Origin of the sequence: Exiguobacterium sp. RIT341, assembly GCF_000632205.1 — a bacterium.
GTDB lineage: Bacteria > Bacillota > Bacilli > Exiguobacteriales > Exiguobacteriaceae > Exiguobacterium_A.
In genome coordinates this window covers 167,466-184,953 of record NZ_JFYW01000010.1, presented here as the reverse complement: position 1 = coordinate 184,953, position 17,488 = coordinate 167,466, and the positions used below count along the sequence as shown (strand labels likewise).

Here is a 17,488-nt window from a genome sequence, read left to right as displayed (position 1 = left end):
CCTCCATGTTAGAAGCTTCATACCATTCGTTAGACGATTTAGCGGAAGCGATCGGTATCGCCTTAAATGCGCCGATTACGATTGAAGATCGTAATCACCGTCTCCTTGCCTATAGTACGCATACTGCTGACACGGACCCTGCTCGTGTCGCAACGATCATCGGTCGCCGGGTACCGGAATCGGTCATCGACCAACTCTGGAAAGACGAAGTCATCCAGAGTCTCGCTACTCAAGACGATCCGCTCATCATTTCTGCGCGCACGGATGTTGGACTGAATGACCGCGTCGCCATTGCCATCAAACAAGATTCAGAAATTCTCGGCTACATTTGGTCGATTGCTCGCAGTACCCCGTTCACTCCATCAGAACTAGCAGATTTAAAGAAAGGAGCTCTGCTTGCTCAACGTCAATTACTAGCGATCGACATGCAGAAAAAACGGAAGGAAGAGCAGACGGAACAATTCTTCTTTGAGTTATTACATGAAGAACTATCCGAGTCGGAGATCCTGAAAATGTTTTCTAAGCTCCATGTCGCACCCCCTGGCATTAGTCGTTTGATGGTCATCCGTTTTTCAGAAGCAATCACACCACGACTTGCGGATCGTCTGCGCTATTTATTGACGATCCAACAGACGGTTCGTCCATTACTTTACGCATATGATGAAACAGATTTTATCTTGTGGATCAGCACAAACGACCGCGACGCAGAACAAGAGCGTCTACAGTTTGACGCCTTCATTCAGTCCTTCCGTCAATTGCTTGCGGAGCGGTTTGATTATACGGATTTCGTTGCGGCAAGTAGTGAAGTCTTCACGGGCGTCCATGCGCTTCCGGAGCGTTACGAAGAGGCGGGTATCGTCTTACGTTTGAAAGATGCCTTTCCATTCGAACTGAAGAACGTGACGCGTTACGAACGTCTCGGCTTGTTTCAGCTCTTGCCAATTTTTTCAGAACGTTTGCGACGACGAACGGTTCGTCTCGAAGAAATCGAGCGATTGCGTGCTTACGATGTGAAACATGCCTCCTCTTTATGTGAGACGCTAGAATGGTTTCTTCATTATGATGGGAACGTCAAGCAAGTCGCTTCCCATCTCCATGTTCATCCGAATACGATCCTATATCGGATGCGACGGATCGAGGAGGAAGCTGGTATCCGGATGGAATCATTACCCGAACGTTCCTTACTTTATTTGTACCTAAAAGCAGACCGATATCCTTTGTGATTTTACACAAAGGATATCGGTTATTTTTGAAAACGCCGATAAAGTAGAGCGCTTTCATTTCTCGTATACTGAAGAAGAAGAGAAATTGATTTGTTTATTTGCGAAAGGGGATCGCGTTCACATGATCATTGGAGTATTAAAGGAAATCAAAAACAACGAAAACCGTGTTGCATTAACACCTGCCGGGGTAGCAGCGTTACATGCACAAGGACATCGTGTCATCATTGAATCGATGGCAGGCATGGGGAGTGGCTTCACGAACGAGGAGTACGTCAAAGCTGGTGCTGAAATCATCGCGACTGCTGCTGAAGTCTGGGCAACAGCCGAACTGGCTTTAAAAGTCAAAGAGCCAATCGCTTCAGAGTACCAATATTTCCGTCCGGACCTGACATTATTCACGTATCTCCATCTAGCTGCTGAGCCAGAACTGACACGTGCACTCGTTGATTCGAACATCACAGCAATCGCTTATGAGACAGTCGAGAAGAACCGCACACTTCCATTATTAACACCAATGAGTGAAGTCGCCGGTCGTATGGCATCACAAATCGGTGCACAGTTCTTGGAAAAACCACACGGTGGTATGGGCATCCTGCTTGCAGGTGTCCCTGGGGTTCGTCGTGGAAAAGTAACAGTCATCGGTGGCGGTGTCGTCGGAACAAATGCTGCGAAACTCGCTGTCGGTCTTGGTGCAGATGTTACGATCATTGATGTTAGTCCAGAACGCCTTCGCCAGTTAGATGATATCTTTGGTAACTCGATCAATACATTGATCTCAAACCCGTACACGATTGCTGAATCGGTCGCTGAAAGTGATCTCGTCATCGGTGCTGTCTTGATTCCAGGTGCAAAAGCACCGAAGCTCGTCACTGCCGACATGGTCAAACGGATGAAGCCAGGTGCTGTCATCGTTGACGTTGCCATCGACCAAGGTGGAATCTTTGAGACGGTTGACCGCATCTCGACGCATGATGATCCAACGTACGAAAAATTCGGTGTCGTTCATTACGCGGTCGCGAACATGCCGGGTGCCGTTCCACGTACGTCTACCCTGGCATTGACGAACGCAACGCTTCCGTATGTCCTTGAACTCGCGAATAAAGGCACACATCGTGCGCTTGCTGAAAACGATGCTCTCGAAAAAGGATTGAATGTCGCGCAAGGCTTCGTCACGTATGAAGCGGTCGCACGCGATCTCGGATACACGTACAAATCCGTTGAAGATGTACTTCACTTACACGCATAATTTCGAAAGTAAAAATAGCCGATGCTTCCTTTTCTAGGAATGATCGGCTATTTTTTATGAAAAGAAGAAATTGCGGACGAATCTCTTTATTATTTCTTGAGGCACCACTCGGCTTGTCATATGATGAAAATGAAAATATATGATTTTGAACTAATAGAGGTGATTTCATTACATGACACAAACCGTAACCGCTCATTCTCATGAACTTCAGAGCCATGTCGCTGAAGTTGCGTTACTCGAAGCACTGACATCTGATACAGAAGAGAACGTACGTATTGCCGCAACCGAGCGCTTACGTGTTCTTGTTCCATCCCATCCATTGCTCAACATTGCTACAGCCCATTCCCTTTATTTTAAGAACGAACTCACTCAAGCGCGTCGACTTATTGAAGAGACGCACCAGCAAATCGGCGAGCATGTGCAAGGATACATTCTTCTCGGTATCATCAGTGAAGAGGAAGGATATATGCACGAAGCAGAACAGTTTTTCCTTTCAGCCATCACACGTTTCCCGGAAGAACCGGCAGGACATCGTTCTCTTGCCGTCCATTACAATCATCGACAATTTTATGGAGAATCAGCCGTCCATGCGTTTACATATTTAAAGAAAGTTGGCGCATCTGGAATCGATACGCTGATGGCTATTGATTCCATCCAACAACTAGACGGTCATTCGATCGATATGTTGGAAACACTCTATGCGTTAATCATCGGGGTATCTCATCTCGATAAAACGGCTGTCTTTCATGCGACTGCTTCTGCTAATCAAGGTATTCAATACGAGATGCTACATGCTACATTGCGTGAAGACAGCGACGATACACTCTACGCTAAACTCGACGAACGCATTTCCAATATGCTCGAGCACGGCTTGTACGCAGCTGTTTATGACGATTCCGAAGAAAAAATCTATCGCTATGTTTTCCGTGATATGTGTCGAGATATGACCATCCGTCATGCAGGATGGCGTGCGTACCCAGACTATATTCGACTACGTTTTCTCTATTTCAAACAATTGTTGTTACACGACTGAAAGTCAAAAAGCAAACGCAACGAGTGCCGCGATCGTCCATGGCAAGATTAAGTTGTCGAGATCGCGATATGAGATTGCTTCGATTAAGGCTGCGATGTTTGCAAGCAAGAAGCCGTAACTGACAGCGAGCCAAATCGGTTGTCCATAAAATAAGAACGTTACAGTCAAAACAAGGAATGACGCTAAAAACAAAGCGATACTTCCTTCAAAGGAACGTTTCGTCTCACCGCGGACGTAAAACGTCTTCCCGAAGCGTTTTCCGACGAGTGCCGCGAGACCATCTCCCCAAGCGAGCACCATGCTTCCCGCAACAAGTGCCATCGGTTGTCGTTCGAAGAAGAATAGGACGAGTCCTGCCAATGCGAGCGGATAATAGACCGTTCCATAAGAAGGACGGTCGACGCCATGCATCTGTCCAATTCCTTTTCGTAATGTCAACAGATTGACGAGAGCAAAGAAAAGTAATGGTACGATCGCGATGTACCAGTGATCAAGCCATAGCAGCGCAAGAAATACCCAGTGACCGACAGCGACATGAATCCATTTCCGAACCGTCTCGGGAGAAAAACCGAAACGACGTCCAACGAATTCAAGAATGACGAGAATGAAGCCGACGATTCCAATCGTGCCAATGGCAGCAAACCATTCCATCGTGATTCCCCCTTTCCTATTATTGTACGTTGTTTTAGTTGCCATTTGCCCTATTGAACCTTCATTTGATAACATAAGGTCAAATGACGTCCTAGAGAGGAAGTTTTGGAAATGTATGATGCTCAAGCAGTCCAAACATTATCAAGTTGTCTGCAACGCCTGAACGAGGGGAAAGGAATCGAACCCCTCGTCGCAATAGAAGGAACGGAATTGCCAAAGGTCATCAATCGCCTGAAACAATTCGATCCATTAAAAAATGGTTTATCGATCAATGAAATCGTTCATTTGGCAAATGCTCTAATCGGAGAACACATGTCAGCGACGACGATCCAGAACTGGACGAAACGTGAAGTTCGGGACATCATCGGCGTACCGCATCGTGGGAAAAAATACTCGATCAATCAAGCCGCCATCATCTACCTGTTGGATGATTTAAAACACCTCTTCTCGTTAGAAGAAACACGGGAACTGCTGACGATCGTCTTCCAGAACCCCAATATCGATGAGGATGATTTAATCAGCCCTCTTAATTTTTATCTCGTCTATACGCAGCACGCGGAGACAAGTGGACCGATCGAATTAACGGAGAAGCGTCTCAAACGCTCGCTCGAGCGGATTAACGCCTACCGCCCTGAAACTGTTCATGTCTTACAACTCTGCCTCTACGCCCGTCGTGTGTCGCATTTGACACACGAAGCCAAACAACGCCTCCATCATGTCCTGCAAACGACATGATGAAAAAAAGATGCCATCCATGTCATGGAAGGCATCTTTTTTTATTTAAACAGCTGTCAGTGATTTATAGTGGACGTTGTTCGTCAGACTTTTCAGGACAGAGAGTAGTTCGTACATCGAGAGCTTGTCAGCATCCTTGACAAGACGGTATTCATCACCGTCCTGCAATAATTCCGCAACGACTTCTCCGGCTGCACTCCGTACGGAGAATTTTCCTTTTGTCAGGTCGAAGGAAATCGTGAACGTACCACGCTCATATACGTTGTACTCACATTTCTTCGAGAAGAGCGAAAACTTCTCGCGCATTTGACCTACCTCTTGTCCATCATGGTTCATCACGACCCATTTCTTACATGTCGGAATGAACTTACCAAACGCTACCCCTCTACCTTCACCATTCATTACTTGAACACGACCGTTTTCGTCGTGTTGAACCGCACCGATCATTTGGTGCGCTTCATCATAAATCGCGGCATGACCTTGCGAAAAAACGCAACCCTGCACATAGACAACTTTGCGCAACAGAAATTCTCCTCTCACTGCTAAAACGTGCTGGTTTTTCGTCCCCAGTTTATTTAGACATCCTGTATAGTTTAACTTTCTTTATCTGTATGATATTTCGTTAACGAAAATGATTATTGCACCGTTTCTTCAAATTGACAACCCCCTTTTGTCGACAATCATTCGACAAGTTCAATGCAGGTTCATCTCCTTTGCAAATGCGAGCAATTCTTCCCGATCGATGAGGCGAACTTGATTCGGTTCTGCCAGTTGATACGCGGCTTCTGTAAAGGTCGAATTCGTAACGACCCATCCCTCGTCCATTTCGTAGAATGGAACCGAGGCAGCGACCTGTTGAACCGCTTCGAGCCCTACAGCCGCACTGTATCGCTTCGCCTGGATGGCAATCTTATACCCTCGTTCATCCTCTATCAACAAATCTGCTCCGAAGTCGCGTGAGGCAGGTGTCAACTCGACCCGATATCCTGCTGTTTCAAATAAATCGGCAAGCCATTCTTCAAATTCTCGTCCTTCCATTCGATCGAGTCTTTTTTCAAGCGACGGCGTTAAAACGGACAAAAGAAGAAAAAGGATACACCCTACTATACTGATGATTAAGATTAAAGGTTCCCAAGAACTCGAAAAAAAATAAGTTCCGAAAATTCCTATCATGGCAAACAAAGCTGCTAGTAACAATCGTTTTCTTTTTAATTGTTTCATCCTACTTTTCCCCTCTACTTCGTCGTGACCTTTTTTTCACTATACTAAAATTCTTCGTTGGTTGCTTCCTTCGACAGGAAACGCGGCTCGTCTTGCAGAAGTAAACTAACGAGGAAAGACTGTCTTAAAATCCACGGTCGAAGACCAGTCAGGAGGTAGCTCATGGCAGAACATTCATCTCCTTCATCGCTACGGATCATCCATTCGACGTTACGTGCTATGAAAGAACCCGTACTTCTTGTCGATGCAGATGGAAAGATTCACTTTCATAATGACGCGTTTCAACACCAGTTCATGACCGCTCCGGATAAAGAAACGATCCAGGAACTTTTTTCGATTACGGATGATTTGTTTCCGATCCAACAGGAAACCGTCATTTTGACGACACATCAGTTAACAGTCACAGCGATTGAAGAGACGGACTATTTTCTTGTCCATGTCGCTTCTCTTAAAATAGAAGACTTATTCGATTCAACGCTTGATGCTGCCTTATTCATCACAGATCCGGAGTTTCGGATTCGAGCATACAACGAGGTAGCCAGTACCTTATTCCGATTCGATCTTGCTGAAGACATCATCGGTCTAAAACCGACGATTCTCCATGACGCAAAGGAAGTCGCTACCCGCCGTCAACATCTTGAACAACTGAACTTAAAAGATTTATCAGATGAACAACTCTTCTTACTCCATGGTCGGGAAGCGGAAAATGAATGGACCTATCATCGTCTGGATGGTTCGACGTTCCATGGACGGCTTTATATGACACGTCTGCCGAATGATACGTACTTTTTACTCATTCAGGACATCACGACACAAAAACAAATCGAATGGCACCTGACGAAAAGTGAACGCCGCTTCCGACTCTTCTCGGAGTCCGTCGTCGAAGCCGTCATTTTTCATGATCATGGCATCATCATCGATGCCAACCGTGCAGCAGAGGTCATCTTCCGGACGAAGCTTGAAAAGATGAAAGGAAAAACGACACTTGAGTTGATTCATCCGGATCATCATGCGCGTGTCTTACAACGAATCGAAGAGCATCGAGAAGAGCCCTATGAAGTTCTTGGTCAACGTGCTGACGGAACTTCTGTCGAAATCGAAGTTTTCCCACGTGAAATCATCTACAACAATATTCGCATGCGAGTCGCCGTCGTTCGTGATATCACGGAACGAAAAAAAATCGAGAAAATGCTTGAACGTGAAAAAAATGCCATCATGCGTCAACGTGACATCACACAATCGATTCTTCAAGCCTCTAATGAAGGATTCCTGCTGACGGAAGAGGATGGAAGTTTCATCTTCATGAACGTCAAAGCACGCAAGTTACTTGATGTACCAGGGATTGCGCCAAGTAAGATCCAAGAACGGATCAGCTTGATCCCGAATCTTGATTTGAATACCCGATTCGATATGTTACGACAAGTCGAAGAGCTACTCGCCGGAAAACATTCTGAACTATCGTTTCGTTTTACGTTGCAGCGACCGAACGAATCAAGTCCACTTTATTTTGAATTTTATGCGACGGCGATCAAGAAGGAAAAGAGTCGTATTTCTCGTCATGGTTTCTTATTCGTTTTCCGTGACCGAACTGAGGAAGCAAAGATGGATCAAGTCAAGGATGAACTTGTCAGTACCGTATCGCATGAGTTACGGACGCCACTCTCATCGATCCTTGGGTATATGGAATTGCTTCGCTACCGAGAGCAACCAGCTGATAAAATCAAACGTTATGTCGAAATCGTTCATGAAGAGACCAAACGGCTGACGACACTATTAAATGAGTTTTTAGATATTCAGCGTCTAGAGGGTGGAAAACAGGAGTATATCTTTACCTCGTTCTCATTACGCGATCTCCTCACATCGACCGTCGATGCCTATCGGGAAACCGTCGAACACCGGATTGAATTGGAACTGCCGGAAGATCCTGTACTCGTTTTTGCGGATGAGCACAAAATCAAGCAAGTCATGTTGAACTTGCTTTCGAATGCTATTAAATACTCTCCGCAGGCGGATCACATCCAAGTCCGTCTCTCGGCAAACGAAGAGAAAGCGACGTTCTCCGTGACCGATTACGGACTCGGTATTCCACAAAATGCATTCGACAAACTCTTTACGAAATTTTACCGGGTCGATAACTCGGACATCCGGAAAATTGGTGGTACCGGACTCGGTCTTGCCATCTGTAAGGAAATCATCGAATCACACGGAGGAGCGATTTCAGTTGAATCAGAAATCAATGATGGTTCGACGTTCACCGTCGTTCTCGAACGCGATCCAAGAAAGGAATGGAATTGATGCGGACCTATTTCATGACGGGTTTTCCCGGCTTTTTAGCGACCAAACTAATTGAACAACTCGCACGTATTCCAGATCAAATCGCTTGTTTTCATGTGCTTCATTTATCGTCAGAACGAAACGCAGCTGTTAAGCGACGCGATGATCTTTTAGAACGCACATCCTTACGACCTGAGCAACTCGTGTTGCACGAAGGCGATATCACGCTCGAACAACTTGCTTTGTCGTCTGATACACGGATGATCCTGCAACAAGAGGTCACACATATCTTTCATCTCGCCGCACTGTACGATTTAGCTACGGCATATGAACCTGCCTTTCGGATCAATGTCATCGGTACCGCGAACGTGACACAGTTTGCCCGCACATGCCGTGCTTTAGAACGCTACATCTACTTCAGTACAGCGTATGTCTCCGGTCTGCGCTCCGGCACGATTCTCGAAGAGGAATTACAGACAAGTCGCTTTAAAAATGCTTACGAAGAAACAAAATACCTTGCTGAAGTGCGCTTACGCAAAGAACTCGGAACGATTCCCTATACAATCATCCGCCCCGGCATCGTCGTTGGACATTCTGAAACAGGTGAAACACCGAAATGGGATGGTGTTTATTTCGTTTTGAACGCGATGCGTCTTCTGCAATCCTTTGCTCCTCTTCCGTATCCTGGTCGAGCAAACGCGCTCGTCAATCTCGTGCCATATGATTATGTCATTGAAGCGACTGCTTATCTCAGTCATGCACCCGCCGGAAAAAATAAGACATATCATCTGACGGATCCATTTCCACATGGCGCACGCGCGATTTTCGAGATGTTACATGTCGCCTATTATGGACGTTACCCGCGTGGTATCGTACCATTTCGGCTCATCAGTACAGCGTTGACACCCACCGTCGCAAAACGACTCCAGATGCAACGTCAGACACTCGATTATTTCATCCATCCTGTTCAATACGATACAACACAGGTCTTACGTGATTTACGAGATACTGGAATCATTTGTCCGGACCTAACAGAAACGATGCCTCGGCTCGTCCAGTATTACCAAACACACGCGACACACTAAAAAAGTCCAATCGCTCTTCCCTAAGGGAAGTCGATTGGACTTTTTTTATCGGTTACCCGATCAACATATTTTCTTTTGGATAACGAATCGTTCGGTCTCGTTGTGCCGCAAACGTGAACAAGATCGTCAAGGATCCCACACGCCCGAGCAGCATCATGAACATGATCAAGAACTTCCCAAAGCTATTTAACTCTGGTGTCACATTCAATGATAGACCGACCGTCCCGAATGCAGAGACGGTCTCAAAGAATAGACCGATGAACGATAGATTCGGTTGACTCAACGCAAGGAGCGTCGTAATCAAAGCGATGAACAATAAACTGAAGACAGCAATCGCATACGCTTTTTGGATTGCCTGTGCTTGCACCGTCCGTCGCATCAGAACGGTCTCACGCTGTCCGCGTAGATACGTCCAGACATTCTTTAAGATGACCGCCGCCGTCGTAACCTTGATCCCGGAGCCTGTCGACGCGGAACCTGCTCCAATATACATTAAGACCATCATCAAGCCGATCGAGAGCGGCACCATCGTCGTTAAGTCGATTGTCTGGAAACCAGCCGTCCGTGTCGTGACGACTTGGAAGAATACGATATGAAGTGCATGAAAGAACGACTCGTCGCGTAATGAACCTAAGTGAGACACCCATTCATAGAGCATCATCGCTAAGACACCCAGTCCGTTAATGACGAATAACGACAGCACCATCAATTTCGAGTGTAGGGAGATTTTTTTGAAGCTTCGTTTTCCCGCGATGTCAGCAATGACCGTAAAGCCTAATCCACCAATCATCAAGAGCGCCGCGATCGTCAGGATGAACGTCGTATCTTGTTGGAAACCAATCAAGTTATCGCCCCAAAGTGCGAACCCTGCATTGTTAAAGGCAGATACGGCATGGAACAAACCGTAGTAAAGTGCTTTCCCAAAGCTATATTTGTATTGAATGAACAAATCGAGCGCAATCAAGAACATACCAACGATTTCGACAAGGACTGTCGTGACGATGATATTTCGAACAAGACGAATCGTTCCCCCTGGGCTATCGAGGTTGAACATTTCTTGGATGATGATGCGCTGACGAATTCCGATCTTTCGCCCTGTCACGCTCAGCAAGACGAGCGCAATCGTCATGAAGCCGAGCCCTCCGACCTGAATCAAGAGCATCATGATAAGTTGCCCGAACAGATTAAAGGCTTCCGCGATATTAATCGTCGATAGACCGGTAACGGTTCCGGCAGAAGTCGCGACGAACAAACAATCGATGAAGGAAATATCTTGCCCCTCCTGTTGCGAAATAGGCAACCATAACAAAAAACCACCTAGCAAAATCGTCAATGTGAAACCCGTCGCGATGAAGCGTGCCGGTTTATCGAACAACTGATGGTACATCAATTCACCCACACGACCAAAACGTGCCAGTGGTGAACGTCTTTTATGCGAGAACATCTTACTCCCCCTAGATTTTTTTCAGACAGAATTGTCTTTATCATACTCCCTCGAATTAAGAAGTTCTATCGAAATATGCAATCGACTAAACGTTTTCTTATTTTTTTGGTAAACTAGATAAAAGTGGACGTGTAATCATTAAAGGAGGTTGAGGGAAACAGTGGACCCTAAGACGGCTGATCATTCGATTGAGGATGTCTGGCGAAGGCTGGAACGGCAATCACAATGGATGCCTGCGCAATTGTATTATCAATTTGAGGAACTCTTGTCACTACATTTGGAGCAACCGATTCTAAATGAATTGTATCAAGTGTTAAAAAAATACGACGTACTGACCGATATAGAGCGTGACGAACGAAACGAAAGCATTCAAATGCTAATCGATGAAAACGGCGCTTGATTCTCGGTTTTTGGATTTCCGAGCAGAAGAAGTGTCTTCTGCTCTTTTATTTTTCGTTCTTATACGCATTACATACAGAAAGGTGGCACACATCAATCATGGATATCGTGTCGATAATCGGGATCATACTAGGTCTTATCACATTGATCGGAGGAATGATCTTAAAAGGTGCGCCTCCAGTCGCCCTACTTAACCCTGCAGCCCTCGTCATCATCTTCGTCGGGACAGCCGCTGCCATCATGATTTCCTTCCCGAAGGAACGCCTAAAGGTACTACCGGCACTGTTTAAAGTCATCTTTTTCGAACAAAAATTAATGACGAAACAAGTCTTACTCGGACAGTTTCTGACACTTTCGACGCAAGCACGGAAAGAAGGACTGCTGTCATTAGAAGCAGCTTTAGAAGAAGTCGACAATGCGTTCATGAAGCGTGGTGTCATGATGGTCATCGATGGGCAGCCGTCTGAATATGTCGAGGACGTCATGACGCGCGACCTCGAAAACATGACGGAACGGCATCATGCCAATGCAAACATCTTCACGCAAGCTGGAACTTACGCTCCGACCCTTGGGGTTCTCGGTGCCGTCGTCGGTCTTGTTGCCGCTTTATCCGATCTGTCAGATATTGAAAAATTAGGTCATGCGATCTCAGGTGCCTTCATCGCGACGTTGTTCGGGATTTTCACCGGATATGTCCTTTGGTTCCCGTTCGCAACGAAATTGAAGCAAAAATCAGCGAGCGAGATTCAACTGTACGAGATGATGATCGAAGGCATTCTGTCGATCCAAAACGGTGAATCACCAAAAAACTTAGAAGATAAGCTACTCGTGTACCTGACACCGAAGGAGCGTGCGAACTATGAAGCGGAAAAAGAAGCCGCATGACGAACATATCTCCGAAGGCTGGTTGATTCCCTACGCCGACTTATTGACCTTACTTCTAGCACTCTTCATCGTTCTTTTTGCTTCGAGTAATGTCGATGCCGTCAAGCTAAAAGCGATGTCCCAGTCGTTTAGCTCCGTCTTCAATGGTGGTTCAGGGATGATTACGAACAGCTCGCTCTCCACTCAAGAAGAAGAGGATTCGAAAAAACTCGACGCGCGAACGAAGGCACAAAGCTATGAAATCGCAGAACTCGAGAAGATTAAAGACGAAGCAAACAAATATATCAAAAATGAACAACTCGAAAAAGACATCAAGGTGGAAATTACAAATGAAGGACTTGTCTTCACGATTCGTGACCGAGCCCTCTTCTCGCCAGCTCAAGCAGAAGTAAGAGGACGCTCGCTTCAAATCGCAGAAGGCATGAGTGCACTACTCGTCAAGGCAGGACAACGTCAGATTCAAGTCTCCGGTCATACGGATAATATCCCAATCAATACGGCACAGTATCCATCAAACTGGGAACTCAGTGCAGACCGGGCGATCAGTTTCATGCGTGCCTTACAACGCAATCCAAAGCTCGAACCAAAACGGTTTACTGTCAGCGGTTACGGAGAGTTCCAACCGATTGCGTCCAATCAAACAGAAGCCGGTCGTAGTCAGAATCGACGTGTCGAGGTATTGATTCGACCATTGATCGACTTAAAAGCAAACGTACTCGACGAAACGAAAGTTAAGTCCGGCACGTAAAAAAAGATCCTTCGTGGTTACCCACGAAGGATCTTTTCAATAATACGGACGAATCATGATATAGACGATGACACCGGTCAAGCTGACGTATAACCAAAGCGGCATCGTAAAGCGTGTCCATTTTTTATGCTTTTCGAAATTTTGATTCACAGCATGTGCAAGTGACATCAAGACGAGCGGGACGATGACTGCAGCTAGAATGATGTGCGTAATCAAGATGAAGAAATAGATCGGACGAATAAATCCTTCTCCACCAAACTTCGTCGATTCACTGACTGCATGGTACGTGACGTATGAAATCAAGAATAGAGTCGTCGTCGTCATCGCACCACCAATGAAGCGGCGATGATTCACGCGGTTACCGCGACGAATCGAAATCCATGCGCCGAGCAACAGCATGAAGGTAAAACTATTAAAGATGGCGTTCAAAAAAGGAAGTAACGTCCAATCGAATCCTGAGTCGACTTGTACAGGTGGCGCAAAAAATAAGAGAGCCACGAGCAAGTTGATGACAAGAGTCAACAGGATGACGAGTGGGACAAAATTCCGTTTAGTAGCAGGTTGTTGCATGAATCATTCTCCTTGTTTCCAGTCGAAATAACGTTTCAACCATTTTGGGATCGGACCAGCGAATAAACGCTCACGCCAGTAGACATCAGCAGCACGCTGAACGGCAGCACCACGAATCGGATACGGATGCACGACACGTGACAGTTGACCGACCTTATCTTTACGTGCCATTGCATAGACGACTTCTTGCATCCACTCGCCGGCTTGTTCTCCGATCGCATGTGCCCCGATCAGTTTCCCGCGTTTATCGGCGATGAGCTTGACGCGCCCTTCCGTCTGACCATTGATGACGAAACGATCCACTTCATCGAGACCCGTCTGGTAGACCTTGATGTCACCGTGTTTCTTACGTGCTTCTTCTTCTGTCAAACCGAGATGGAACAATTCAGGCGTTGTGAATGTTACCCACGGGACCGCTCGATAATCAGGTTTCGTCCGTAAACCGAACAAAGCATTTGTGACGACGGTTTTTCCTTCTAGTCCTGCGACGTGCGTAAACGGTAAGGAATCAATCGTATCTCCGACGGCAAAGATATGCCGCTGACTTGTCCGGAGCGAACCGTCGACTTGGACGAATCCTTTTTCGACATGAACACCAGCCCGGTCAAGACGTAACGCCTCGATGCGTGGCTTACGACCGACCGCGACAAGAACGGCATCCGTTTCGATGACACGTGATTCCCCATTTGCTTCGACCGTCACTTCGATGCCTCCAGCTGACTTGCGGACATGCGTGACCTTAGTATCGAGATGCAACGTCAATTCTTGCTCGAGCTGACGTTGAATGACTTCGACCATGTCACGATCTTCTTTTCCGAGCAGCGTCTTCATGCCCTCGATAACTGTGACTTCCGTTCCGAGGTGTGCGTAAGCTTGCGACAGCTCAAGACCGATCGCCCCACCACCAATAACGAGCAGCCGCTCAGGACGCTCTGTTAATTCAAAGATCGTCTCGTTCGTTAAATAATCGATCGTATCTAGTCCATCAATCGGTGGAATGATCGGTTGGGATCCTGTTGAGATCGCAAACTTTTCACCAACGACAAGCTGTCCCGCTACTTCGACTTCATGTGCACTAAGGAATGTCGCTTCTCCGATATAGACATCGACACCAAGATCTTCAAATCGTTTCGTTCCATCATGTGATTGAATGATGTTACGCGCACGATCAACGCTTGCTTTCGTTTTAGAATAGACCGCGTCTCCGTTCAGCGTCACGTTGTATTTTTCAGCCGTCCGCTTCATGACGTGCACGTCGTGTGCGGCTTCAATCAAAGCCTTTGAAGGAACACAACCATAATGGAGACAATCTCCACCTAGATGTGCATGACGTTCAATCAGGGCAACATGTGCACCAAGACTTGCTGCACCGGCAGCAATCGTCATTCCGGCTGCACCACCACCGATGACAACTAATTGATAGGTCTTCATCGCAAACCCTCCTCATACCGACGTGTGATGTCTTCCATCCGTTTACGGTTGACGCCCCAGTCAGAGTATCCGACACGTGATGCCGAACGGAAATGAATCATTTGTGCGGCTTCATCGAAGTAAAATTCGACGTCATCCTTGAAGCGAAAGACTTTACTCGTGAAGATGGCATGGATGTATGTTCCTTCCTCCTTAACGATTTTGACTCGGTCGAGGCTTTGTAGAATACGTAAGAGGTGGAACTTCGAATCCGCAAGCGTTCCTTTGAACGGGAGCGGACGCATTTTCATATCCTGTAGATCGGTTTGAGTAGATACCGCATTCGGTTTTCCGGAGAGCGGTTGAAGCGTACCATTTGAAACACCAAGTGCCATGACTGATTCCTCCGTTTCCTATCATCTGATCCATTTCGTACTATAATCCACTTTACTTTACCAGTTTCTGCTTCACTCTGCCTGTCTGAGTGTTTACGCTTTCGTGACAGGGAGCAGAATCGTCGCGATGACGCCGCCTTCTGGCTGATTGTCGATGAATAGCTTGCCTTCATGTGCTTCAACAAGCTCTCGACAAATCGATAGCCCGAGTCCCGTTCCGCCCTTTCCTTTTTGCACTTGATAAAACTTTTCCGTGACATGACGTAGGTGTTCTTTCGGAATACCAGGTCCTTCGTCACTGAAAGAAAGGAATAACACACGCTCGGAACGAACGAGTCGAACCGTAATCGCTCCTCCAATTGGTGAAAAACGGATTGCATTATCAAGCAGGTTCAAGAAGACTTGTTTCAATCGGTTTTCGTCGTATAGACCAATGACTTGCGCCGGTAACTTTTGCACAATCTGAACATTTTTCTCTTCCAGCTTTTGACGTAGTTGCGCTGCGACGGTCTCGATGATTTCCGTTAAGTTGACTTCCTGACGGTATAGGACGAGACGACTCGTCTCGAGTTTTGAGAAATCGAGTAACTGTTCAACGAGCGAAATCAAACGCTCCGTCTCTGAATGAATGATGCCCATCCCAAGCGACGCCTCTTCCGGCAACTGATCCTGTTCGACGAGTAACGTCTCACTCCAGCCTTTGATCGATGTCAACGGTGTCCGTAACTCATGGGAGATACCCGAAATGAATTCATCTTTCAATGTTTCCTGTTGTTTGATCTGTTGCCCCATATAATTGATTGTCCGTGCTAGTTCTCCAAGTTCGAACGAATACTCCTCGTTCACCTTAACGTCGTAATGTTGTTTCGCGATTTGGTCCGACGCACCGATTACCTCTTGGATAGGTCGAACGATCGAAGACACCAGACGTGAGGAATAAATGAAGGCAAGTCCCCAAACTACTGTACCCAAGAGGACGATCGCTAAACAAATTTCAATCACACGTCGGTCGATTCGTTCAAGCGATGTCGTATAACGGAGCGCTCCCGTCGTCTGACCGAATGACACGACAGGTTCCGTCACTTCCAGCAAATGCTCTCCCGTCGCCTCATCGTCATATCGTTTCGTGACGGTTTGACCCGCTCTTACTTGATTGACTGCCTCTCGCGTCAATTTACGTTGCGAAATGAACCCTGTCGAGGAATAACGCGGAATGCCTGTCGCATCCAACACTTCGATTTCTGCATCTGGATAGGCATAAGAATCGAGTACATCATGAATCGTCGCTTCTGAATCCGTGTAATCATAAGCGAGACCACTATTTGCAAACAACACCGCACTCGCATTCGCATGACGTTTCAAGACATCCGTCGCCGTCACGTAATAATAGTTATAGGTCACGAATGAGAGAATCCCGATGACAAGTAGGACCGTCACCGTGATGATCGTCATGAACCGCATTAATATCTGGCGCTTCATTCTTCGTTACGCCACTTGTATCCATGTCCCCACAACGTCTCGATGAACTTCGGTTCCGCTGGATTTTCTTCGATTTTTTGACGAAGACGGCGAATGTTGACATCGACTGTCTTTCGATCGCCGAAATAGTTCTCGCCCCATACCGCATCGAGTAGTTCATCTCGCGACATGACTTGATCCTCATTTTTAATGAAATGACAAAGTAAATCATATTCAGTCGGCGTCACTTCGACGTCAATGCCGTCTTTTTGGACACGCTTCGCTCCTAAATCAATTCGGAACGGTCCAGAAACAAGTTCACGCGGCTGTTTTCTGCGGCGTAATGTCTCTACCCGTCGCAGGAGCGACTGGATACGTGCGAGTAATTCTGCTGGACTGAACGGCTTCGCGATGTAGTCATCCGCCCCTACGCTTAGTCCCATGACTTTATCTTCTTCTCGCGTCCGTGCCGTCAGCATGATGATCCCGACCACTTCATCCTTCGCCCGCGCCTGTTCACAGACAGCGAAACCATCGACTTCCGGCATCATGATATCCAGTAACAGAATATCAAAGGTTTGTTGATCAAATTGCGCGAGTGCCTCTTTTCCGTTTTCCGCTTCAATGACGTCATAGCCTGCCCGTTTCAAATTGATGACGATGAAACTGCGAATCGCGTGTTCATCCTCGGCTACTAGTATTTTGGTCATT

At 46.6% G+C, this 17,488-nt stretch carries 18 protein-coding genes; 9 read left to right on the top strand and 9 right to left on the bottom strand.

The window, feature by feature from the left end:
• Positions 1-5 precede the first annotated feature (5 nt).
• The 3 genes from BW42_RS13315 to BW42_RS13305 all read left to right on the top strand — a co-directional run bounded on the left by BW42_RS13315 (position 6) and on the right by BW42_RS13305 (position 3,502).
• Entirely contained in the window at positions 6-1,223 is a 1,218-nt protein-coding gene (locus tag BW42_RS13315; RefSeq protein WP_035412096.1) for a CdaR family transcriptional regulator, read from the top strand.
• Between the two features lie 121 nt (positions 1,224-1,344).
• Complete coding sequence (gene ald / locus BW42_RS13310; RefSeq protein WP_035412092.1) at positions 1,345-2,469, top strand: alanine dehydrogenase; 1,125 nt, start codon at positions 1,345-1,347, stop codon at positions 2,467-2,469.
• Positions 2,470-2,641: 172 nt separating this feature from the next.
• Positions 2,642-3,502, top strand: a complete 861-nt coding sequence (locus BW42_RS13305) for a M48 family metallopeptidase (protein ID WP_035412088.1) — start codon at positions 2,642-2,644, stop codon at positions 3,500-3,502.
• Between the two features lie 3 nt (positions 3,503-3,505).
• Here the strand turns inward: BW42_RS13305 and BW42_RS13300 are convergent, their stop codons facing one another.
• Positions 3,506-4,153 (bottom strand): diacylglycerol/polyprenol kinase family protein, encoded by a 648-nt coding sequence (locus BW42_RS13300; protein ID WP_035412085.1) that lies wholly within the window; start codon positions 4,151-4,153, stop codon positions 3,506-3,508.
• Positions 4,154-4,264: 111 nt separating this feature from the next.
• Between BW42_RS13300 and BW42_RS13295 the strand changes: the two genes are divergently transcribed.
• Positions 4,265-4,888 (top strand): DUF1836 domain-containing protein, encoded by a 624-nt coding sequence (locus BW42_RS13295; RefSeq protein WP_035412080.1) that lies wholly within the window; start codon positions 4,265-4,267, stop codon positions 4,886-4,888.
• 45 nt (positions 4,889-4,933) lie between these two features.
• Here the strand turns inward: BW42_RS13295 and BW42_RS13290 are convergent, their stop codons facing one another.
• Positions 4,934-5,410: a hypothetical protein gene (locus BW42_RS13290; protein WP_023469691.1), complete on the bottom strand. Its 477-nt coding sequence runs from the start codon at positions 5,408-5,410 to the stop codon at positions 4,934-4,936.
• 171 nt (positions 5,411-5,581) lie between these two features.
• A complete protein-coding gene (locus tag BW42_RS13285) occupies positions 5,582-5,926 on the bottom strand; it encodes a restriction endonuclease (protein ID WP_231496919.1) in 345 nt (114 codons plus the stop codon).
• A gap of 345 nt (positions 5,927-6,271) precedes the next feature.
• Here BW42_RS13285 and BW42_RS13280 point away from each other — a divergent pair, with 345 nt between their 5' ends.
• Positions 6,272-8,404 (top strand): ATP-binding protein, encoded by a 2,133-nt coding sequence (locus tag BW42_RS13280; RefSeq protein WP_035412075.1) that lies wholly within the window; start codon positions 6,272-6,274, stop codon positions 8,402-8,404.
• Positions 8,404-9,468 (top strand): SDR family oxidoreductase, encoded by a 1,065-nt coding sequence (locus BW42_RS13275; protein ID WP_035412072.1) that lies wholly within the window; start codon positions 8,404-8,406, stop codon positions 9,466-9,468. The genes BW42_RS13280 and BW42_RS13275 overlap by 1 nt, the downstream gene beginning before the upstream one ends.
• Before the next feature lie 52 nt (positions 9,469-9,520).
• Here the strand turns inward: BW42_RS13275 and BW42_RS13270 are convergent, their stop codons facing one another.
• Positions 9,521-10,912, bottom strand: a complete 1,392-nt coding sequence (locus BW42_RS13270; RefSeq protein ID WP_035412070.1) for a TrkH family potassium uptake protein — start codon at positions 10,910-10,912, stop codon at positions 9,521-9,523.
• Positions 10,913-11,072: 160 nt separating this feature from the next.
• Here BW42_RS13270 and BW42_RS13265 point away from each other — a divergent pair, with 160 nt between their 5' ends.
• The 3 genes from BW42_RS13265 to BW42_RS13255 all read left to right on the top strand — a co-directional run bounded on the left by BW42_RS13265 (position 11,073) and on the right by BW42_RS13255 (position 12,944).
• Positions 11,073-11,312, top strand: coding sequence for a hypothetical protein (locus tag BW42_RS13265; RefSeq protein ID WP_023469697.1), 240 nt, complete (start codon positions 11,073-11,075; stop codon positions 11,310-11,312).
• A gap of 98 nt (positions 11,313-11,410) precedes the next feature.
• On the top strand, positions 11,411-12,196 hold the full coding sequence (gene motA, locus BW42_RS13260; RefSeq protein ID WP_035412066.1) for a flagellar motor stator protein MotA: 786 nt from the start codon (positions 11,411-11,413) through the stop codon (positions 12,194-12,196).
• Positions 12,171-12,944, top strand: coding sequence for a flagellar motor protein MotB (locus BW42_RS13255; RefSeq protein ID WP_035412064.1), 774 nt, complete (start codon positions 12,171-12,173; stop codon positions 12,942-12,944). The genes motA and BW42_RS13255 overlap by 26 nt, the downstream gene beginning before the upstream one ends.
• A gap of 36 nt (positions 12,945-12,980) precedes the next feature.
• On the opposite strand, the gene BW42_RS13250 is transcribed toward BW42_RS13255, so the two are convergent.
• The 5 genes from BW42_RS13250 to BW42_RS13230 form a co-directional block, all read right to left on the bottom strand.
• The gene (locus BW42_RS13250; protein WP_035412061.1) at positions 12,981-13,514 is read right to left on the bottom strand and encodes a DUF420 domain-containing protein; all 534 of its coding nucleotides are present in this window, start codon (positions 13,512-13,514) and stop codon (positions 12,981-12,983) included.
• 3 nt (positions 13,515-13,517) lie between these two features.
• Positions 13,518-14,945, bottom strand: a complete 1,428-nt coding sequence (locus tag BW42_RS13245) for an NAD(P)/FAD-dependent oxidoreductase (RefSeq protein WP_035412058.1) — start codon at positions 14,943-14,945, stop codon at positions 13,518-13,520.
• Positions 14,942-15,319 carry a DUF1499 domain-containing protein gene (locus tag BW42_RS13240; RefSeq protein ID WP_035412055.1) on the bottom strand — a complete coding sequence of 126 codons (378 nt, stop codon included), beginning with the start codon at positions 15,317-15,319 and terminating at the stop codon, positions 14,942-14,944. The genes BW42_RS13245 and BW42_RS13240 overlap by 4 nt, the downstream gene beginning before the upstream one ends.
• A 93-nt stretch (positions 15,320-15,412) precedes the next feature.
• Positions 15,413-16,798, bottom strand: coding sequence for a cell wall metabolism sensor histidine kinase WalK (locus BW42_RS13235; RefSeq protein ID WP_035412052.1), 1,386 nt, complete (start codon positions 16,796-16,798; stop codon positions 15,413-15,415).
• On the bottom strand, positions 16,795-17,487 hold the full coding sequence (locus tag BW42_RS13230) for a response regulator transcription factor (protein ID WP_035412051.1): 693 nt from the start codon (positions 17,485-17,487) through the stop codon (positions 16,795-16,797). Before BW42_RS13230 ends, BW42_RS13235 begins: the two co-directional genes overlap by 4 nt.
• Position 17,488 lies beyond the last annotated feature (1 nt).